This window comes from Staphylococcus sp. 11007852 (genome assembly GCF_011394325.1).
Taxonomy (GTDB): domain Bacteria; phylum Bacillota; class Bacilli; order Staphylococcales; family Staphylococcaceae; genus Staphylococcus; species Staphylococcus agnetis.
Map to the genome: position 1 here is coordinate 1 of NZ_JAANBJ010000007.1, position 20,915 is coordinate 20,915.

The following is a 20,915-nucleotide window of genomic DNA, read 5'->3' on the forward strand; positions in this document are numbered from 1 at the left end:
AAACACTTCAACATCATTTTCATGAATATGCAACGTACATTTTTGGAATAATAAAAAACCACCAAAATTCATAAAAGAACTTTGATGGTCGTCTATAAACATGCATTTTTCTTTGATGCTGTTTTTTAATTTTATTGGTCACCGCGGTTAGATCTTAATATGAGCAATAAGAAATAACTAATCATTCCAAAGAGCAGTGTAATGAACAATGCGTGGAATAGAGCAATAATAAGATTTACATTAGTAATGACTGATAAAGCACCGGTAACGACTTGCAGAATAATAAAAATAAAGCTTGCAGTATAACCGTATGTGATTGTACGAATGTTAGGATAATTTTTCACTGCATGGATGTAAACAAACATAACAGTCATAAATGCAATGAATGCTAAGATGCGATGCGCTAATTGCACCCAGTCATGCATATCATGTGGGACTAAATCATTGAATGGTAATGGCCATGCCCCATAAGCTAAGCTAGAGTCGGTATGCCGAACTAAGGCACCTGTGTAAATGGCTACATATATCACACCCGCCATTAACCACGTTAAACGTTGCAGCGGTTTACGAATATGCACAATATTCGCTTCATACTTTTGATCTAAATTAAAAATAATTAACGTTAACACAAATACCGATGAGAAACTGATCAAAGATATTCCAAAATGTAGTGCTAATATATAATCATTTTGTTGCCACATCACTGCGGCAGCCCCGATTAATGCTTGTATTAATAAGAAACCAACACTAATTTTACATAATGGTTTTACTTCTTTTATATGCCCGATATGCTTCCAAGATGTAATCACAAGCCAAAGAACGATGAGTAGTGAGAGTCCAGACACAGCGCGATGACTCAGCTCAATAATCGTTTCTATCGGGAGGTTTTCAGGTAAAAAAGCACCGTGACAAAGTGGCCAGTCTGAACCGCAACCATCAGCAGAACCGGTTTTTGTAACAAGTGCACCACCAAGCTGAACCCATACCATCATTAAAGTAGCTAAGACCGAAAGCCACTTTAGGTTTCGCTTTCTAAACACTGCTCAACACCCCGTTATTCATAAAGTTGTAAAAAATGACGTAAATTTTACATTTAGGTTTATTATATCAAAAAACACACTTATAAATGTGACTTAATCATGACTTTCAAAGAATGTCGATAAAGTGTCACATTTTTTTTGTGATTCATCTAGTAAAGTATTTCACTTTAATATATCATTGTATTATATGAAATTTTTAAGGGGGGTAAATGATGTCTAAATCCGAGTTAACCGTTCAATCTAAAGGACGAGTAACTTTACAAGAATTAAAGCAGATTATCAAGTTAGGCCTTGTTCAAGGTAACCTGATACCTGCGTTTGCTGGGGCTTGGCTCGCCATTATATTTACGCACCATGCTTTTTTAGCATCCATTCCACAAATTGTTACAATGATGCTTGGTTCGACGTTGGTTATGGGTGGCGCATGTGCACTTAATAATTATTACGATCAAGATATCGACCGTATCATGCCTAGTAAACAAAATCGTCCTACTGTCAACGATCGGATTTCTAATCATCATCTTTTAATTTTAAGTTTAGGAATGATTGTGGTAGGAGAAATCCTACTTTTCATGCTTAACATTCCGTCAGGTGTGATTGGTTTAGCTGGTGTCATCGGCTACGTTTCATTCTATTCGATTTGGTCAAAGCGTCATACGACATGGAATACAGTGATTGGAAGTTTTCCTGGAGCTGTACCACCATTAATCGGGTGGGCTGCTATAGATGGCCAGCTCTCCATATTAGCGTGGGCGTTATTTTTAGTTGTTTTTTGTTGGCAACCGATTCACTTTTATGCATTAGCAATTAAGAGGAAAGATGAATATGCAATGGCCAATATTCCGATGTTACCTTCAGTGAAAGGGTTTCAACGCACACGTTTAGGAATGTTTATGTGGCTAGTTGGATTATTGCCAATTCCTTTTTTAATGATGCAACTTGGCATAGTGTTTGTTGTTCTTGCCACTCTATTAAATATAGGATGGATTTATTTAGGATTAACTAGTTTTAAAGCGACTGCTGTTGAAAACAAATGGGCAACAAAAATGTTTATTTATTCGTTAAACTATTTAGTTGTATTTTTTGCATTAGTCGTTGTGATGACTTTAATCAATATGATTTAAATGAAAAACGAGTGAGGGTTAATGATGAGCATACCAATTTTACCTACGATTAGTACTATGTGTATTGTAATTAGCGCAATCTTTGTCGCTATTGGTTGGAGATTGATTTGGAAAAAAGAAATTGAAAAACATAAAAAAGCGATGTTATTCGCCGCAATCTTTGCTGTTGTATTCTTTACAATTTATGCAAGTCGCACAATTTTTATAGGTAATACAGCGTTTGGTGGACCTGATTCAATTAAAGTGTACTATACGATATTTTTATTCTGTCACATCACATTAGCGACAGTTGGTGCAGTACTTGGTCTCATTCAAATTATTACAGGTTTAAAAGATAAATATCATGTGCATCGTAAAATTGGACCATCAGCTTCTTTAGTATGGTTCTTCACAGCGATTACAGGTGTCGCAGTGTACATCTTATTATATGTTTTATATCCTGGTGGCGAAACGACGTCATTAATAAAAGCGACATTTGGTCTATAATTATGTTAGGTTGTAACTGATGGTACGATATCACGTTACAACCCTTTTTTATATGAATTATTTTGACTTTTGTAGAAAAAATGGGAAAATATTGTAAAATCACATGCGTTGAAGGAGGTGCCTATGAAAAGTATCGTGTTCAAAGTGATAGGTGTTATGTTACTTATCGCATTTTTAGTTTATTTATTTTACTCACCGAAACTTGAGTTCGACGTTTTAGAAAACCCTAATCAGTCTAAAGATGTGGTTAAACGTAGCAATACGCCTAAACCTAAATCAAATGAAGGAGAAAATCCTAAGTTAAAGAGTGGGGTAGGTACGCTCGTAGGCACAACAATGGATAAAGTAACAAAAAAATATGGGCAAGCGGATCGTACGTACTCATTTGATCATGATTTTAAAAATTATATTTTTCACAGAAAACATATGTATCTTATCATTACAGCGAAAAATAATAAGGTGAAATCTGTATATGTCACAGGCGAAGGTTCTAAATCTCAAACAGGACCGATTGACATTCATTCACGTGCTGACCATTTATATAACAACTTCTCATTTAATACGGAACCTCAATTTAGTCTCAATGGACGCCAATATCACTATGAACTTTCTGATAAAGATATTAAAACACAAGCATTAATTCAATTTGGTGATATTTATGCGCAAGTATTTATAGATCAACAAACAAATCGTGTGATTGGGTTGCGTTTTTTAGACAAAGAAGCATTGGTCGCGATGAACCCATATAAGCAAAATGAGACAGATGTTTTAACAGAGGATGAAGTGAATCAAAAAGAAGCGCATAAAAATCCGGACCAAGATGTTAACCAACGTTTAACTTTGTATGAATTAACGAATGAGATGCGCCAGTTATATCATCAAAAGCCATTGAAAGTTGAAGGTAAGCTTGAAAGTGTAGCGAATGTTAATTTGTTTAACACATTATCCACAGACAATCGCTCATTTACAGAATCGAGTTTAATGAATGTATTAGATCAGACGGATTTACATTATCATAGTGTTTCACAAAATGTGGCGTACAATTTCAATGATATTCCGACGCTTACACATAGTTGGATGAATTCAGATGCCCATCGTTCGAGAATGCTAAATGAAAAATATACGACAATGGGCGGCGAAATCGATCGTCAATATTTCATACTCATTTTTCTAGAGGAGGATGATGCGCATGTTTAACGACGCATTGATGACAATTTTAGATCGCACGGATGAACTTGGTGATATGATTAGAGACTCTGAGTTGGCACATCAATATCAGTTGGCGCATCAATGTTTAAAAGATGATGAAGCTGCACAACGCTTGTATCAATCATTTTTAGTGGAACGTCAAAGGTACAATGAGGTACAACGTTTTGGACGTTATCATCCAGATTATCAAAGTGTGATGGTATGTACGAGACAGGCTAAAAGAGCTTATGAAATGCATCCAACTGTTATTGCTTTTAAAAAAGCGGAGACAGCGTTACAGCAATTAATTGATGAAGTTATAACGATTTTAGCTACGAGTATTTCAGAACATGTCAAAGTGGACGCGGGTACGCCGTTGTTTGATAAGCTTGCTCATGGTTGTGCCACTGGTGATGCTTGTCGATGTCAATCGCAGTAAAATGAAAAGCGCCTTTCAAAGCACAAGTTAATGTGTCATTTGAAAGGCGTTTTTACATAGTCAAAAAGACTTGATGATTGCATATGAATCTTCTTTTATTAATGTAAGTTAATTAGAAGTATCATTTTTTCGTATAAAAAACTGATGTGCTATTGTAGGGCGGTCGGTAACGATGGTATGCACACCTTTTTCAACTAATTCATCCATTAAATCCAATCGATTCACCCCATAATAACCTGGAAAAATATTTTTAGAATTTAACCAATTGATTAATTTAACAGAAATAAGTGAAATTCCTCGATGGGACAAGGGCATTTGAAAAGTGTGCGCTTGCCCTTTATATAAATAAGGGAATCCTAAAAATAGCTTTATGATTCCCTCGGTCACTTCAGCTTGACTTGCTCCAGTCGCAATTTTATTATGATGAAGTTGGTTAAAACGTTCAATTTGTTTTTTATGAAAACTTGTAACTAAAACGCGTTGTTGTGCATGGTGCTCCATAATCACTTCATAAAGGCGTTCCGCTGCAATTTGGCCTACAAATGACTTTGGATCATCTTTAATATCAATATTAATTAATTGGTTGGGGTACTGTTTTAATAACTTAGCCAAAGTTATAATTTTAGCTTTAGGATGACCCTTATAAGGTTTGGTGCCATCCATATCTTTAAAATGATACCCCGCATCTAGTCTTAAAAGTTCTTCGAGTGTGTGTTGACATACAAGACCAGACCCATTGGTTGTACGATCAACATCCGGGTCATGAAATACGACAACATGCTCGTCTTTAGTGAGCCGGATATCAATTTCAAAACCAGTGAGCCCTAATTGCTGACTATGGTCAAAAGCAAGTTGTGTATGTTCTGGACGTTCATACATACCGCCTCTATGGCTTAACAGATATGGAGGATTGTGTTGGAAATAAGGGGCAATCTTATAAGGGGAACACGCATTATTGAGTATGACTTCTTGTTTATCCTTCTTTATAAAGTATCTTACGTGATTGATGGCTTTTATGAATGAACGCGTCGTTTTTGTCATAGCTCACTTCTCCTTATAAGAAATTTATCTTTTCGTTTTGAATACAGACATGGTACGATATAAGCGTGAAAGTGCGAGGTGATAATATGGAAATCGTACAACGTGAAAAATTAATCATTTACTTAAAAAATATGAAACACGAGCGACACATTAGAAAATACGGACATATCGTAGCGACAAGTAAAACACATAAGTATGTTGCTATGTATGTTGATCAAAAACAAGTGGATGTCGTCATTCAAAAATTAATGAAACTCAAATATGTCACTGACATCATGGGTTCACCTTATAAAACGATAAAAAAAGTGTATGAAAAGGAAAAGTATGAATTCTAGTTATTCCAATGGGGGTAACCAATGCTGTAATCTTAAAACACTTTTTAGATAATTAAAATAAAGCTCAAGTTCTGGATACGCTTCAGGTTCATGTACATCTACGCCAACCATCTCTATTTGATAAGGTTCAATGAATGATTGAATAAGTTCGAATTTGCGATTAGATTCAGGATATGGATAGTTTAACGCGTTTAACATGATATATATACCTTGAAAGTATCTGCCTTCTGTAGGCTTCATAATCATTGCGACCGAAGAGCGTTTAGCTTCAGATTTCGGTGTATGAAAAAAGACAATGCGTTCAATTCTAGGGTGATTATAAGCGATTAAGGTTTTAAATTCGTATAAGTCAGTGAGTCCATTCCCAAGGACTATAAATGATTGTTTCATGATGTTCCTCCTTTATGGGCATTATATTAAAAATGAAAAAAGATTGGAAGTGTCAAATGATGCGTGTCATTGCAGGGAAACATAAAAGTAAACAACTCAATACGCTTGAAGGGCGTAATACGCGACCAACCATGGATAAAGTGAAAGAGGGTATATTTAACAGTTTGCACGATGTTCAAGGTATAGGGTTAGATTTGTTTGCTGGAAGTGGTGGCTTAGGAATTGAGGCACTTTCACGTGGTATGGATAAAATGATTTTCGTCGATCAAAATTATGGTGCGATTAAAATTATTCGTCAAAATATTAGTAAGTTACATTTAGAATCACAAACGGAAGTTTATAAAAATAATGCTGACCGTGCATTAAAAGCATTAAGTAAACGTGACATCCAATTTGATATCATTTTCCTAGATCCACCTTATGAAAAAGGGTTAATTGATAAAGCTTTAGAGCGTATAAAGGCATTTGATTTATTAAAAAATAATGGTATTATCGTGTGTGAGTTTAGTCATCGTGAATCTATAAAAATAGACGGCTTCAAAGAAATCAAACGATATCACTATGGTTTAACAGATACTTGTTTATTAGAAAAAGGAGACAGTCATGGCTAATACAAAAGCAGTTATACCCGGGAGTTTCGACCCTATCACGTACGGACACATCGATATAATTGAGCGTAGTGCAGAACGTTTTGAGGAATTACATATTTGTGTGCTGCGCAATAGTAATAAACAAGGAACATTCACCTCTGAGGAACGTATTGCACTGATTGAAGCATCTGTATCACATTTAGATAACGTCTATGTCCATTCATATGGCGGTTTGCTTGTAGACTTTTGTGATGCGATTGGTGCGACGACAATTATACGTGGTTTACGTGCAGTGAGTGATTTTGAATATGAGTTGCGTTTAACGTCAATGAATCGTAAATTAAATCCAAAAGTTGAAACGTTATATATGATGACGTCAACTGATTATTCATTTATTAGTTCAAGTGTTGTTAAAGAAGTGGCACAATATGATGCGAATATTTCAGAATTTGTACCAAAACCAGTTGAAGAAGCATTAATAAAAAAGTTTCAACATCATCACAATTAAATATTGAAATGTTATCACATACAATGGTAAAGCGCTGAGATGTCATCAGCGCTTTTGTAATGTCAATATTTTCAAAGTGATTAAATTATGTGTGGTATATCGTGACGGGAGTGTTGAAATCCGTACATTGTTGGTTTGTGAGAAGGTTGTATATTTCAGTGGCTTTGATCTCTTGCTTGAAATAATGTGCATTCTTTTTATTAACATTCGTGACAATGTGTTTATCTGGATGTTGTTGTTTTAATTGTTTTAAATATGCTTGACCTTTAAGTGTCATCCCTAAAACTCTGATTGCGTTTACAGAGGTATCGACATCTGCACGTGTAACGTTTAATAATACATTCATTAATATGCGTTGAATATGAGTATACGTATAACGTTTAGTTTTTAATCGAGACATTAAAGCGTCATAATTGTCCACTTGTCGGATTTCTCGTTTAAGTCGATGTTCGAAACCTTCGCTCATGGTGTAAATTGAGGCGAGTGTATTGGTATCATGTTGAAGAATGGCAAATTTTATCAATTGAAAAAGCATGGTTGTATCCGTATAGGGATGCTGAAACAAGTTGAGATTCGATTCAGGCACACATGTCTTCCACTTGGTACTTTGATTCATTAATTCTCGGCGTATCGCTGAGCCACTCGCAAACGTACCATGATGAATATGATTTTGATGATGACTGGCATGCATACGTGGTATCGTATAAGGTCGGATAGTACTTTGCTGGATTGAAAGTTGCTTTAAATACGACAATGCAAGGATATTGTTAGGACTGTCGAGTGTCGAATCATTTAAAAGTTCGCGCACGATTCTAGGATAACTTTTACCTTGTTTAATTTGATGCGTAAATAATGGGTTTTCTTCTAATTGAAGCAATTTGTCACACAGCGTTTGCAATGTGTCAATGTCGCCACTTTCACTCCCAAATGATAAGGCGTTAACATTTAAATACTTTGCAATTTTAATTCCCATTTCTGCAAAGCGATCACTTGAGGATAAACTGCCTATCAAAGGTAATTCAACTACAAGGTCAACGCCATGCAAAGCCATCTTTGTGCGTGTAAACTTTGAAAACATTGAAGGCATTCCACGCATCATGAAATGACCACTCATGATTGCAATCGAAACGTCAGCATTTGTTATCTTTTTAGATTGTTGCGCATGATAAAGATGGCCGTTATGAAAGGGATTATACTCTGTAATGAAGGCAACACTTTTCATTTGCTTTCTTTCCTTTCGTGTCTCATTATGAGTATTGTAACAGAACTAAAGATGTTAAGAAAAAATCTTGACAACTTTAGCGTCAAAAGTTAAAATAAATTTTGTGCTTGTTAGAGGTGAAGCCATATGAAATGGTCAATAACACAATTAAGAAAATACCAAGGACAACCTTTTAAATTTAATCAAACTGTTGAATTTAACGATTTAGCTGGAACTTTAGATATAATTGATATCTCGCCAGTTCACATTGAAGGTGAATTAATCGTAAAGTCAAATGAAGTCGTTGCTACGATGCATTTAACGGGTACGTATACGATGGCATGTGCTCGTACACTTAAGCCTGTAGAGGTTCCATTTGATACGACGTCGACGGAAGTGTTTGATTTAGATGGTTTATACGAAGATGAGGACGATGAACATTATCATCTTGCGACGGATGGCATCATCAATCTTCGTGCAATCGCGGAAGAGATTGTGATGTTAGAAAAACCTATGCGTGTCGTTGCTGATGACAGTGAGGACATGTTAACAGGTGGCCAAGGTTGGGAAGTTGTTGACGAAACACAAATTTTGGATAACGACCCTTCACAAGATGAGTCGCATAAGAAAGTCGATCCAAGGCTTCAAAAATTACAACAGTTCTACGATGATAGTGATCGCGCACACTAACATCCATGCGTCATATGTAATGAATAAAAGGGAGGATTAATCATGGCAGTACCAAAAAGAAGAACTTCTAAAACAAGAAAAAACAAACGCCGTACGCATTTTAAATTAGCAGTACCAGGTATGCAAGAATGCCCAAACTGTGGTGAATTAAAATTATCACACCGTGTATGTCCAGCATGTGGTTCATACAAAGGTGAAGAAGTCGTTTCTAAATAATCGAAATGATGTGTATCGCTTTGACATATTGGTCGAAGCGATTTTTTTATGTCTTATCAGTACGTGACAGTATGATCGAAGTAGGATGCGTTAATGAACCTATGATAAAATGAAGACAAAAGATGAAGAGTTGAGGAATGAATATGGAGCAAATTACGTCCAATCAAAATGCAAAAGTGAAACTATTTCAAAAACTGAAGAAAAAGCGCGAACGCGATAAACAAGGGTTAGCAGTATTAGAAGGCTATCATTTAGTAGAAGAAGCGATTCAAAATAACATTAAAATTGAACATCTATTTGTTTTAGACGTACAACGTGTTGATGAGACGATAATTCATGCGAGTACGCACGTTTATGAAATTAATATGAAAGTTGCTGAGACGCTTGCGGGTACTGTCACTCCTCAAGGTATTTTTGCGATTATTAAAAAACCTGAGTCTCAAATCAAAGATGCACGACAAGTGTTGATTCTTGATCGCTTACAAGACCCTGGGAATGTAGGGACGCTAATTCGAACTGCTGATGCAGCGGGCCTAGATGCTGTTATTCTTTCTAAGGGCACTGCAGATGTATATTCGGATAAAGTATTACGTGCAAGTCAAGGGAGTGTCTTTCATATTCCAGTGATGGTTGTAGATGACGTAGTAGCATTTATTCATCAATTTAATGGACCTGTTTATGGAACAGCTCTAGTTGATGCGGTCTCTTATCACAGTTTAGAGAAGCAACAAAATACTTTTGCACTGGTTTTGGGTAACGAAGGTGAAGGTATAAGTGATGAAATTCTAAAAGCTACGACACAAAACGTTACTATACCCATCTATGGGCGTGCAGAAAGTTTAAACGTAGCGATCGCAGCCGGGATTTTAATGTTTCATTTAAAGGGTTGACCCTAAAAATACTCCTGTATATAATTGAAGTATTGAAATGAATATTTTGCTTACAAAAAGACGGAAACGATACGGGGCAATTGTATAGGGAAGGTTGACATTAACTGAAAGTCACCTCAATTGTGTAACGTTTTTTTCACCTTTTTAGCTACTTAAAGAAATTTAAGTCGGGCTTATGACCCGTTACCCACATAAATTCAGAGTGTATGTAGAAGACTACATAAAACTGGGTGGTACCACGGAAAGACTTCGTCCCAAGTATAGGACGGGGTCTTTTTATTTTTTAAGGAGGATTATTATGTCACACACAGATGAAATGGTGCAAATCAAAACCGAAGCACTTGGAGCGATACAACATGCCGATAGTGAAAAAGTGTTACAAGATGTGAAGGTCAAATATTTAGGTAAAAAGGGTCTTGTTACAGGATTAATGAAAAATATGAAGGATTTACCTAAAGAAGAAAAGCCAGCATATGGACAACAGGTTAATGATGTGCGTCAAGCTATTACTCAGGCTATTGACGAAAGACAAGCTTATTTAGCTGAAGAAAGTTTAAATCAACAACTTGCTGAAGAATCAATAGACGTTACATTACCAGGTCGCCAAATTGCGAATGGAGCAACACATCCGCTGACGCGTACGATTGAAGAAATTGAAGATTTGTTTTTAGGGTTAGGTTATGAAATCGTCACTGGTTATGAAGTAGAACAAGATTATTATAATTTTGAAGCATTGAACTTGCCTAAATCACATCCAGCACGCGACATGCAAGATAGTTTTTACATTACAGAAGACATATTAATGCGTACACATACCTCACCTGTGCAAGCACGTACGATGGAAAAAAGAAAAGGTAAAGGGCCAGTCAAAATTATTTGTCCGGGTAAAGTGTATCGTCGTGATTCTGATGATGCTACACATAGTCATCAATTCACACAAATTGAAGGACTTGTTGTGGATGAAAACATTAAGATGAGTGATTTAAAAGGAACATTAGAACTATTAGCTAAATCCTTATTTGGTGCAGATCGTGAAATTCGATTACGTCCAAGTTATTTCCCATTTACTGAACCATCTGTTGAAGTTGACGTATCATGTTTTAAATGTAAAGGAAAAGGTTGTAATGTTTGTAAACAAACAGGTTGGATTGAAATTTTAGGTGCAGGTATGGTTCATCCTAACGTACTTGAAATGGCAGGTTTTGATTCAAAACGTTACTCAGGATTTGCCTTTGGTATGGGACCAGACCGTATCGCTATGTTGAAATATGGCATCGAAGATATTCGTCATTTCTACACAAATGACGTACGTTTCTTAGACCAATTTAAAGCAGTGGAAGATAGAGGTGAAACAACATGTTAATTTCAAAAGAGTGGTTAGAATCCTATGTAGATGTTGATGTATCGATTGAAGATTTAGCTGAACGCATTACACGTTCTGGTATTGAGGTTGATGATATAGTAGATTTCACTGCAAATATTAAAAATTTAGTAGTAGGCTATGTCGAAGCAATACAAAAGCATCCTGATGCTGATAAATTAAATGTATGTCAAGTGAATATCGGCGAAACAGAACCTGTTCAAATCGTTTGTGGTGCGCCTAACGTTGGTGCTGGACAAACAGTCATTGTGGCTAAAGTGGGTGGTCGACTACCAGGTGGCGTGAAAATTAAACGCGCGAAATTACGTGGTCAAGTATCTGAAGGGATGATTTGTTCGTTACAAGAAATTGGCCTAGCGAGCAATGTTGTGCCTAAGGCTTTTGAAGAAGGAATTTATAACTTTTCTACTCAAGTTGAACCTGGAACGGATGCGTTAAAAGCCCTTTATTTAGATGACCAATTAATGGAATTTGACCTTACACCTAACCGTTCTGATGCATTAAGTATGATTGGAACCGCATATGAAGTGGGCGCTTTATATCATCAACCAGTTCAAAAACCAGATACGTCAATCAAGGTAGAAACAGGTCATGCACAAGATGAATTGACAGTTAAAATCCTTAATGATGATAAAGTTCCGTATTATAGTGCACGTATTGTTAAAAACGTTCGAATTGCGCCTTCTCCAGAATGGATGCAAGCGCGTTTAATGAAAGCAGGCATTCGACCAATTAATAACGTTGTAGATATTTCAAATTATGTGTTACTTGAATATGGTCAACCATTGCATATGTTTGATCAAGACCAAATTGGTTCAAATGAAATTGTAGTACGTCAAGCGCGTGAAGGCGAAACAATGACTACTTTAGATGATCAAGAACGTCAATTACAGGAAAATGACATTGTAATCACCAATGGTGAACAGCCGATTGCATTAGGTGGTGTTATGGGTGGCGATTTCTCGGAAGTGACAGACCAAACTACAAATGTTGTAGTAGAAGGGGCTTTATTTGATCCTGTAGCGATACGTCATACGTCACGCCGTTTAAATTTAAGAAGTGAATCTTCAAGCCGCTTTGAAAAAGGATTGGCAACAGAATTTGTCAATGAAGCTGTAGACCGTGCCTGTCATCTTTTAGAAGTATTAGCTGGTGGATCAGTGATGCAAGGCCGTGTATCTCAAGGATACTTAGGTTCCTTTACGCATACTATTGACATTACTGTAGAAAAAGTCAACCGTACAATTGGTTTTAACGTTTCAGAATCAGAAATGATTGAAGCGTTAGAACAACTCGGATTTAAAACATCGGTTGCAAATGACACGCTACAAGTGATTGTGCCATCTCGCCGTCCTGATATCAAAATTGAAGCAGACATCATTGAAGAAATTGCGCGTATTTATGGTTATGATAATTTGCCATCATCACTTCCTGTATTTGAGACAGTGACTAGTGGTGCGTTAACAGACCGTCAACGTAAAACACGTGTTGTACGTCATGTGCTTGAAGGGGCAGGATTATCACAAGCCATTACGTATTCATTAGTAGATGAAAAGCGTGCAACGGCATTTACGACACAATCGCGTGATGTTATTAAATTGTTAATGCCAATGAGTGAAGCACATTCAACGTTACGTCAAAGTCTAATCCCTCACTTAATCGATGCAGCACAGTACAATGTAGCACGTAAAAATCAAAATATCGCATTATATGAAATTGGTAATGTTTTTTTCAGTAATGGCGAGGGTCAATTACCTGATGAAGTTGAATATTTGAGTGGAATAATGACAGGGGATTATGTCGCAAATCCATGGCAGGCTAAAAAAGAAGTGGTCGATTTTTATCTCGTTAAAGGTGTTGTAGACCGAGTGGCAGATAAATTGGCACTTTCATTTGACTATGAAACGGCCAAAATTGATGGGTTGCATCCAGGTCGAACAGCAAAAGTATTATGTCAAGGTGAGGTCATTGGCTTCATTGGTGAGTTACACCCATCTGTAGCTAAAACTTATGATTTAGGACGTACGTATGTATTTGAATTAAATTACGAAAAAATAATGACATTTAACGTAGGTTATATTAATTATAGCCAAATTCCTAAATTTCCTGGAGTAACACGTGATATCGCACTTGTTGTAGATACAGAGGTACGTGTATCATCACTTATTGATACAATTGAAAATACAGGAGGCCGTTTATTAAAACAAGCGTCTGTATTTGATGTATATGAGGGTGAACACATGGAAGCGGGCAAAAAGTCAGTAGCCATTCGTCTTGAATATTTAGATACTGAAAATACATTAACAGAGGCACAAGTTGCAGAGGTACATGAAGGAATCTTAAGAGCGTTAGAACACCAAGGTGCTACTTTGAGAGGATAAATTTTAAAACATGAAAGCAAGCGATGAAACATGCTTTAAAGCTGTTTCATCGCTTTTATGTGCGCTTTATTTAAAAGCTAGTGAATGTAATCTTCTGAATACTTTATGGGAATTGGAATAACAATCCTGTATATCCAACCAGCCAACAAATCATATTTAAAGATGAACTTTGTTCACTGTTATGCCTCTTTATTGATAGAAGTATAAGGAATTAAAACTTTACTTTGAATGTTTGGATTCAATTAATTTGAGTGCTTTATTTCTATTACTAAAATGTTTTTTTGTAATGAGGTCTAATTGATTTAATCCATGTTTCTCAATGAGACGAGCAGCAAGAAGATCAACTTTACTACTTGCACCCTTTAAAATCGTTTGATGCATTTGTTGAGATAAATGATCCATATGTTTGACAAATGCATACCGTGAAATAATACTGGCAGCTGCAATTGCAAGAGATTTTGATTCACCCTTAGTTTCAAAATGTGTCCGTTCATCTAGTGGTATCGTTCCTAATGCATAGCGTTTATAAACACTAGGTTCTGCAAATTGGTCAATGACAATAGCATCTACTGCGTCATTATCAACTTTTTTGAGCACATTTTTAATACATTCATTATGTAAAACTGCTTTCATCTTTACTTGAGACCATCCCATCGCTTGACGTTCATTGTACTTAGGGTTGTCTAAAACGAGTAAAGAATGTGGGAGAAAAGTAACGAGTTGCTCGGCGAGTGATACTATCTTTGCATCATTTAATTTTTTAGAATCGTCCACACCAAGTGTTTTCAGTATATCGATCTGCGCTTGACTTACATAACAAGCACATACGGTTAGAGGACCAAAATAGTCACCACTGCCAGCTTCATCGCTACCTATACAATTTTGTTGATTGTATTTGGACATTGATGACGATGAATTTGATTTTTTAGTTGGTAGGGTAATTGCTTCTCCTAATAATGCTGTCGCAACGGCGTCTACATTGTTTCCTTGGAACATAACTTTACGTGATTTATATATACTAATAGTAACACCTTGATATTTCGCTTTAGCAATCATTCCTGGCCCGAGCTTAGAGGTGTCAGTTTTGATTTTTTTCATCAGTTGATCGATTTCTGATTGAGATAATGTTTTTACTAAATTTGCCATAAGAACCCTCTTTTAATTTTATTCATCTATGAACTAAGATATGTATTGTTTACATATATTGCAGTTTCAATCCTATCACAGATTGTAGGCACTGTGTGATGTATTGTGGTCAATCGTAATCCATGATACACAAAACCCACTGTCTCGTGTATAATGAACGATGATGAATAAATTTATTGATAGGGCTAGGTGAAAGGATATGGGTGAGTTTAAAAATAGAATAAACGTAACGATTAATGACCAGCACTATACGATTATTGGTGAGAATGATCCTGAGCATATTCGTTATGTAGCGGATTTAGTTGATGATAAAATTAGAACATTGGGACAGCGTAATGCTGGACTCGATTCCGTACGTAAAGCTGTACTTACAGCCGTTAATGTTACGCATGAATTGGTTTTGTTAGAAGAAGAGAATGCCAAGTTACGCGAAGAAATACAACGTTTAAAACATAGAGGACATTAGGATGTTTATCGTAATAAGCGGTACCATCCTTCTTGTGTATGCCGCTTTGGGCTTTTATCGTGGCTTCCTCGCAAGCTTATTACACTTATGTAGTACAATGTTTTCGATTTGGGTTGGACTGCAATTTTATGGACCCTTAAGTCGATATTTAAAATTATTTGTACCCTTTCCTAAAACGGATGCATTTCATATGCATTACGCGTTACCATTTAAAGAACCTGAAAATGCATTTAATGCAGTTATCAGTTTATTAATCATTATGTTTATTGTGAAAGTTTTGATGCACGTCGTTTTGGATACGTTCTCATCTTTGGCTTATCGTCACCGTAATCTGTTATCTTTACGTATTTTAGGTGTCATAACGAGTTTGATTTCAGGTGTTATTGTACTGCATTTTATAGTATTATTGATGGCACTGTATCCAGATGCGTTGATTCAATCCTCTTTGCAACATGCGACTTTAACAAAATGGTTCATTACACACATTCCTATCCTATCTGAAATAACACTTACTTTAACTTAAATAAACTTAAGAGGCTGGAGCGTACGATGTAAAAATTACTTACCGTTTCATCCTCTTTTTTATGAGGTGAATTGAATGACTAAAAAAGATATCATACGTTTACTTGAGAATATTGCAACTTATATGGAACTTAAAGGTGAAAATGCATTTAAAGTTTCTGCTTATCGTAAGGCAGCACAAAGTCTTGAAATAGATGAACGCACTTTAGATGAAATTGAAGATGTTACAACCTTAAAAAATATAGGTAAGGGTGTCGGTGAAGTCATTGAAACGTATCGAAATACGGGGACATCTCCGACTTTAGAAACTTTACAAAATGAAGTACCTGAAGGATTAATACCATTGCTTAAAATTCAAGGATTGGGCAGTAAAAAAATTGCTAAACTGTATGAATCACTTCATATAACAGATAAAGCTTCATTGCAAGCAGCATGTGAGGCAGGTAAAGTAAGTGAGCTAAAAGGATTTGCGAAAAAAACAGAGCAAAATATTTTAGAAGCTGTCAAAGCGATGGGTGCGAAGAAATCTCATTATCCTATTAACATGATGCGCGGACTCAATGATAAAATCACAACGTACTTAAAAACGATACCTGAAATTGAACGGTTTGAAGTCGCGGGTAGTTTCAGACGTATGAAAGAAATGAGTAAAGATTTAGATTATATTATAAGTACTAGAGCTCCTTTAAAGGTGCAAGCGGCATTAAAAAATATACCTAATAAAGTTAAGGAAGTAGCTGTTGGTGAAACGAAAGTCTCGCTAGAAATGAGTTATGAAGACGAAACGATAGGTGTAGATTTTCGTTTAATTGAGCCAGAAGCTTTCTATCATACATTGCAACATTTTACGGGTTCGAAAGATCATAACATTCGTATTCGTCAACTAGCAAAAGCACAAGGCGAAAAGGTAAGTGAATATGGGATTGAGCGTTCAGACGGACAATTACTTCAATTCAATAGTGAAGCTGAAATATATGCACACTTTAATGTTGAGTGGATTGCACCTAGTTTGCGTGAAGATGGTTCAGAGTTCGATAAAGATCTTTCAGATATTATTACACTTGACGATATTCGTGGTGATATTCATATGCATACGACTGCAAGTGATGGTGCGATGTCTTTACGAGAGATGGTTGAAGCCAATATACAAAAAGGCTATGAATTCATGTGTATTACTGACCATTCCAAAAATTTACGTGTAGCGAATGGTTTAAGTGTGGAAAAATTACTCAAACAAAATGAAGAGATTAAAGCTTTAAATCGGGAATATAATGAAATTGATATTTATTCTGGAACAGAGATGGACATTTTACCAGATGGAACGTTAGATTATGAGGACGATGTTTTAGCACAACTCGACTACGTTATTGCAGCGATACATCAAAGTTTTAATCAGAGTGAAGCGGATATTATGAAACGATTAGAAACAGCCTGTTACAACCCATATGTGCGACATATTGCGCATCCTACAGGGCGTATTATTGGACGTCGAGAGGGTTATAAAGTTAATATAGAGCAACTCGTGCGAATGTGTAGCGAGACGGGAACAGCATTAGAAATCAATGCCAATCCGCAACGTCTCGATTTAAATGCTACAATTTTACGTGCCCATCCACAACTTAAACTGACAATAAATACAGATGCGCATCATACAAATCATTTGGCGTTTATGCATTATGGTGTTGCGACAGCACAAAAAGGATTTGTAAAAAAATCACAAGTCATTAATGCTTATACGCGAGAACAATTTCAAGCATTTATTCGCCAAAGTAAATCAGTAAAATGATTTGAAGTAACGAATCGAAAATTAAATTGATGCATGTTTTAAAGCATTCATTTTAAGGTGATTATCCCGAAATGTGGTGCCTGTTGCAGTTGGGTTTATAATATAGACGTCTCTTGACAATAGAAAAGTAAGAAACGTAATCAAATTAATAATGGTGTACTTAAGAAATTGAGGGATTTTATGAAGCAAAAAACGTTAGAAGTACTTGAATTTAATAAAATTAAGACGACACTTTTAAATGAAGTCATTAGTGATTTAGGAGCAGCAAAAATACATCAACTTTCCCCATCAACAGATTTTGATACTGTTGTGGCTCAAATGGAAGAATTAGATGAAATTGCTCAAATTTATAATCAATATCGTTTACCTAGTTTGAGTGGCTTATCCCAAATATCAGCTTATATCAAACGTGCCCAAATAGGCGGTACATTAAATGTTCAAGAATTGAATGCGATTAAACGGATGATTCAAATTCAAAACCAGTTTAAAACTTTTTACAATCAACTTGTTGATGATGAAGAGACGATCAACTATCCCATGCTGGATAGTCAAATGATGTTATTACCAGTGTTGACACCGCTGTATCAATCTATAAGGGAAAAATGTGATGAAACCGACTTGTTTGATGCTGCAAGTTATGAATTACAATCGATACGTAGTAAAATTTCCAAAATAAACCAACGGATTAAGTCACAATTAGACCGTATTGTAAAATCATCTGGGAATCAAAAAAAGCTTTCTGATGCGATAGTGACAGTGAGAAACGAACGACATGTCATTCCGGTTAAAGCCGAGTACAGACAAGATTTCAGTGGGATAATGCATGATCAGTCTGCATCTGGACAAACAATTTATATTGAACCGTCATCTGTTGTTGAATTGAATAATCAAGTGAGTCGTTTACGTAATGAAGAAAAAGTAGAAATGGAACGCATCTTGGCACAACTTACAGCAAGTGTAGCTGAAGAAAGTGATGCGTTACTTGTGTCGGAAGATGTGATGGGGCATCTGGATTTTCTTATAGCTAAAGCGCGATATGGCGCTAATATTAAAGCAACGAAACCCACATTTACAACGACGAAGTCCATTTATTTGCCTAAAGCGTATCACCCGCTATTAGACCGTGAAACAGTCGTTGCGAATACCATTGCATTTGATGAGGACATCCAAACAGTTATCATTACAGGACCGAACACAGGTGGTAAAACAGTTACACTTAAAACATTAGGGTTAATCGTGATTATGGCGCAGTCGGGGTTACTTGTACCTACGTTAGATGGAAGTCAATTGAGTGTATTTGAAAATGTATTTTGTGATATTGGTGATGAACAATCGATTGAACAATCTTTATCTACATTTTCATCCCACATGAAGACCATTATTTCTATATTAAACGAAGCGAATGAAAATAGTTTAATTTTATTTGACGAATTAGGTGCTGGAACAGATCCAAGTGAAGGTGCAGCACTTGCGATGAGTATATTAGATTACGTTCAAAGTATAGGCGCGCAAGTAATGGCAACGACACATTATCCAGAATTGAAAGCGTATAGTTACAACCGACCAGGCGTCATGAATGCGAGTGTTGAATTCGATGTAAATACGTTAAGTCCAACTTATAAATTGCTTATGGGTGTTCCAGGGCGTTCAAATGCTTTCGACATATCAAAACGTTTAGGATTGAGTTTAAAAATTATAAATCATGCGAAAACGATGGTGGGTCATGATGAAAAAGAAATCAATACGATGATTGCATCATTAGAAGACAATGCGAAACGTGTAGATGACCAACGTATTGAATTGGACCGTTTAGTACGTGAAGCCGAATCCTTACATCAACAATTAAGTCAAAAATATACGCAATATCAAAATTATGAAGCACGACTCATGGAAGAGGCGAAAGAAAAAGCAAATCAGCGTGTGCAATCAGCAACGCAAGAAGCCGATACGATTTTAAAAGAATTACGTGATATGAGGGACCGTAAAGGTGTCGAAGTTAAGGAACATGAACTCATCGAAAAGAAAAAACAACTTGATGATCAATATGAAGCAAAATCGATTAAACAAAACGTTAAGAAACAACGTCATGATGTTATTCAAGTTGGAGATGAAGTGAAAGTACTTTCTTACGGTCAAAAAGGTGAAGTTTTAGAACGTATAGGCAATGATGAAGCTGTCGTTCAAATGGGTATTATTAAAATGAAATTACCTATAGAAGATTTAGAGAAAAAAGAGAAAGTAAAAGAAAAACCATCTAAAATGATTACACGATCCAATCGATCTACAGTTAAGATGGAATTGGACTTACGAGGATATCGGTACGAAGAAGCATTAAGTGCGTTAGATCAATATTTAGATCAGGCTGTATTGAGCAATTATGAAGATGTCTATATTATTCATGGTAAAGGTACAGGTGCGTTACAAAAAGGTGTTCAACAACACCTAAAACAACACAGAAGTGTATCAAGTTATCGAACTGGGATGCCAAGCGAAGGTGGATTCGGCGTTACAGTTGCATCACTAAAATAATGAGCAATTGAAATGAAAATCCGCAATGAATTTGATATACTTTGACTATCAACGAAATCAAGGAGGCAACTTCCTATGGCATTAATCGAAGTAAACGATTCAAATTTTAACGAACAAATTAACAGCGGTGTGAAATTAGTAGACTTTTGGGCAACATGGTGTGGCCCATGTAAAATGATTGCACCTGTTTTAGAAGATTTAGCAAATGATTATGATGGTAAAGCAGATATATTAAAATTAGATGTTGACCAAAACCAAGCTACAGCTGCTAAATATGAAGTGATGAGTATTCCAACTTTAATCGTATTTAAAGATGGAGAACCTGTAGATAAAGTGGTTGGTTTTCAACCTAAAGAAAATTTAGCACAAGTATTAGATAAGCATTTATAATTTTTAAAATTGACAGTGCATACCTCTGTACGTTTAAAGCGACTATTTTTAAATAAGCAAGTGTACACGATTGGGTTAGGATCTTTAATTTGTTCCAACCCTATGATTTACAATCATTTAGGCTGGGCGACGAATCTCTTTTAGATTTCGACCCAGCCTTTTCATGTATAGCGATG

Annotated in this window: 22 protein-coding genes; 17 read left to right on the forward strand and 5 right to left on the reverse strand. The window is 36.0% G+C overall.

The genetic code is table 11. The features are described from left to right. Nucleotides 1-131 precede the first annotated feature (131 nt). Entirely contained in the window at nucleotides 132-1,040 is a 909-nt protein-coding gene (locus G8Y85_RS01225) for a COX15/CtaA family protein (RefSeq protein ID WP_037566089.1), read from the reverse strand. Nucleotides 1,041-1,252: 212 nt separating this feature from the next. On the opposite strand from G8Y85_RS01225, the gene cyoE reads away from it, so the two are divergent. From cyoE to G8Y85_RS01245, 4 genes are all read left to right on the forward strand, one after another. Beyond that, nucleotides 1,253-2,164, forward strand: coding sequence for a heme o synthase (gene cyoE, locus G8Y85_RS01230; RefSeq protein WP_037566091.1), 912 nt, complete (start codon nucleotides 1,253-1,255; stop codon nucleotides 2,162-2,164). A 24-nt stretch (nucleotides 2,165-2,188) separates the two neighbouring features. Continuing rightward, nucleotides 2,189-2,650: a DUF420 domain-containing protein gene (locus G8Y85_RS01235; protein ID WP_060550821.1), complete on the forward strand. Its 462-nt coding sequence runs from the start codon at nucleotides 2,189-2,191 to the stop codon at nucleotides 2,648-2,650. Between the two features lie 123 nt (nucleotides 2,651-2,773). Further along, nucleotides 2,774-3,847: a CAP domain-containing protein gene (locus G8Y85_RS01240; protein WP_103345133.1), complete on the forward strand. Its 1,074-nt coding sequence runs from the start codon at nucleotides 2,774-2,776 to the stop codon at nucleotides 3,845-3,847. Beyond that, nucleotides 3,840-4,277 carry a YlbF/YmcA family competence regulator gene (locus G8Y85_RS01245; protein ID WP_107401410.1) on the forward strand — a complete coding sequence of 146 codons (438 nt, stop codon included), beginning with the start codon at nucleotides 3,840-3,842 and terminating at the stop codon, nucleotides 4,275-4,277. The genes G8Y85_RS01240 and G8Y85_RS01245 overlap by 8 nt, the downstream gene beginning before the upstream one ends. 108 nt (nucleotides 4,278-4,385) lie before the next feature. Here the strand turns inward: G8Y85_RS01245 and G8Y85_RS01250 are convergent, their stop codons facing one another. Next, complete coding sequence (locus tag G8Y85_RS01250) at nucleotides 4,386-5,318, reverse strand: glycerophosphodiester phosphodiesterase family protein (protein WP_107370671.1); 933 nt, start codon at nucleotides 5,316-5,318, stop codon at nucleotides 4,386-4,388. Nucleotides 5,319-5,404: 86 nt separating this feature from the next. On the opposite strand from G8Y85_RS01250, the gene G8Y85_RS01255 reads away from it, so the two are divergent. Next, the gene (locus G8Y85_RS01255) at nucleotides 5,405-5,653 is read left to right on the forward strand and encodes a DUF2129 domain-containing protein (RefSeq protein WP_037566099.1); all 249 of its coding nucleotides are present in this window, start codon (nucleotides 5,405-5,407) and stop codon (nucleotides 5,651-5,653) included. On the opposite strand, the gene G8Y85_RS01260 is transcribed toward G8Y85_RS01255, so the two are convergent. Continuing rightward, the gene (locus G8Y85_RS01260) at nucleotides 5,654-6,043 is read right to left on the reverse strand and encodes a DUF7147 family protein (RefSeq protein WP_037566103.1); all 390 of its coding nucleotides are present in this window, start codon (nucleotides 6,041-6,043) and stop codon (nucleotides 5,654-5,656) included. Nucleotides 6,044-6,102: 59 nt separating this feature from the next. On the opposite strand from G8Y85_RS01260, the gene rsmD reads away from it, so the two are divergent. Both rsmD and coaD read left to right on the forward strand, forming a co-directional pair. Further along, the gene (rsmD, locus tag G8Y85_RS01265) at nucleotides 6,103-6,654 is read left to right on the forward strand and encodes a 16S rRNA (guanine(966)-N(2))-methyltransferase RsmD (protein ID WP_060552467.1); all 552 of its coding nucleotides are present in this window, start codon (nucleotides 6,103-6,105) and stop codon (nucleotides 6,652-6,654) included. Continuing rightward, on the forward strand, nucleotides 6,647-7,141 hold the full coding sequence (gene coaD / locus G8Y85_RS01270; RefSeq protein WP_103345130.1) for a pantetheine-phosphate adenylyltransferase: 495 nt from the start codon (nucleotides 6,647-6,649) through the stop codon (nucleotides 7,139-7,141). Before rsmD ends, coaD begins: the two co-directional genes overlap by 8 nt. An 85-nt stretch (nucleotides 7,142-7,226) precedes the next feature. On the opposite strand, the gene G8Y85_RS01275 is transcribed toward coaD, so the two are convergent. Further along, nucleotides 7,227-8,363 (reverse strand): nucleotidyltransferase, encoded by a 1,137-nt coding sequence (locus G8Y85_RS01275; RefSeq protein ID WP_103345129.1) that lies wholly within the window; start codon nucleotides 8,361-8,363, stop codon nucleotides 7,227-7,229. A 126-nt stretch (nucleotides 8,364-8,489) separates the two neighbouring features. Here G8Y85_RS01275 and G8Y85_RS01280 point away from each other — a divergent pair, with 126 nt between their 5' ends. From G8Y85_RS01280 to pheT, 5 genes are all read left to right on the forward strand, one after another. After that, nucleotides 8,490-9,032 (forward strand): YceD family protein, encoded by a 543-nt coding sequence (locus G8Y85_RS01280; protein ID WP_037566113.1) that lies wholly within the window; start codon nucleotides 8,490-8,492, stop codon nucleotides 9,030-9,032. A gap of 42 nt (nucleotides 9,033-9,074) precedes the next feature. Further along, complete coding sequence (rpmF, locus tag G8Y85_RS01285) at nucleotides 9,075-9,248, forward strand: 50S ribosomal protein L32 (RefSeq protein ID WP_037566118.1); 174 nt, start codon at nucleotides 9,075-9,077, stop codon at nucleotides 9,246-9,248. Between the two features lie 143 nt (nucleotides 9,249-9,391). Continuing rightward, on the forward strand, nucleotides 9,392-10,138 hold the full coding sequence (locus G8Y85_RS01290; protein WP_103345135.1) for a TrmH family RNA methyltransferase: 747 nt from the start codon (nucleotides 9,392-9,394) through the stop codon (nucleotides 10,136-10,138). A 298-nt stretch (nucleotides 10,139-10,436) separates the two neighbouring features. Next, on the forward strand, nucleotides 10,437-11,501 hold the full coding sequence (gene pheS, locus G8Y85_RS01295; RefSeq protein ID WP_060550828.1) for a phenylalanine--tRNA ligase subunit alpha: 1,065 nt from the start codon (nucleotides 10,437-10,439) through the stop codon (nucleotides 11,499-11,501). Continuing rightward, on the forward strand, nucleotides 11,495-13,900 hold the full coding sequence (pheT, locus tag G8Y85_RS01300; RefSeq protein ID WP_165805328.1) for a phenylalanine--tRNA ligase subunit beta: 2,406 nt from the start codon (nucleotides 11,495-11,497) through the stop codon (nucleotides 13,898-13,900). Before pheS ends, pheT begins: the two co-directional genes overlap by 7 nt. Before the next feature lie 219 nt (nucleotides 13,901-14,119). Here pheT and rnhC read toward each other — a convergent pair whose 3' ends face one another. Beyond that, nucleotides 14,120-15,046, reverse strand: a complete 927-nt coding sequence (gene rnhC, locus G8Y85_RS01305) for a ribonuclease HIII (protein WP_165805329.1) — start codon at nucleotides 15,044-15,046, stop codon at nucleotides 14,120-14,122. A gap of 199 nt (nucleotides 15,047-15,245) precedes the next feature. Here rnhC and zapA point away from each other — a divergent pair, with 199 nt between their 5' ends. The 5 genes from zapA to trxA all read left to right on the forward strand — a co-directional run bounded on the left by zapA (nucleotide 15,246) and on the right by trxA (nucleotide 20,739). Beyond that, nucleotides 15,246-15,512, forward strand: coding sequence for a cell division protein ZapA (gene zapA, locus G8Y85_RS01310; protein WP_037566133.1), 267 nt, complete (start codon nucleotides 15,246-15,248; stop codon nucleotides 15,510-15,512). Nucleotide 15,513: 1 nt separating this feature from the next. Continuing rightward, nucleotides 15,514-16,035, forward strand: coding sequence for a CvpA family protein (locus G8Y85_RS01315; RefSeq protein ID WP_103345126.1), 522 nt, complete (start codon nucleotides 15,514-15,516; stop codon nucleotides 16,033-16,035). A gap of 75 nt (nucleotides 16,036-16,110) precedes the next feature. Further along, nucleotides 16,111-17,820: a DNA polymerase/3'-5' exonuclease PolX gene (gene polX, locus G8Y85_RS01320; protein ID WP_165805330.1), complete on the forward strand. Its 1,710-nt coding sequence runs from the start codon at nucleotides 16,111-16,113 to the stop codon at nucleotides 17,818-17,820. A 180-nt stretch (nucleotides 17,821-18,000) separates the two neighbouring features. Beyond that, entirely contained in the window at nucleotides 18,001-20,349 is a 2,349-nt protein-coding gene (locus G8Y85_RS01325; protein WP_165805331.1) for an endonuclease MutS2, read from the forward strand. Between the two features lie 75 nt (nucleotides 20,350-20,424). Beyond that, on the forward strand, nucleotides 20,425-20,739 hold the full coding sequence (gene trxA, locus G8Y85_RS01330; protein WP_037566141.1) for a thioredoxin: 315 nt from the start codon (nucleotides 20,425-20,427) through the stop codon (nucleotides 20,737-20,739). Nucleotides 20,740-20,915: the final 176 nt, after the last annotated feature.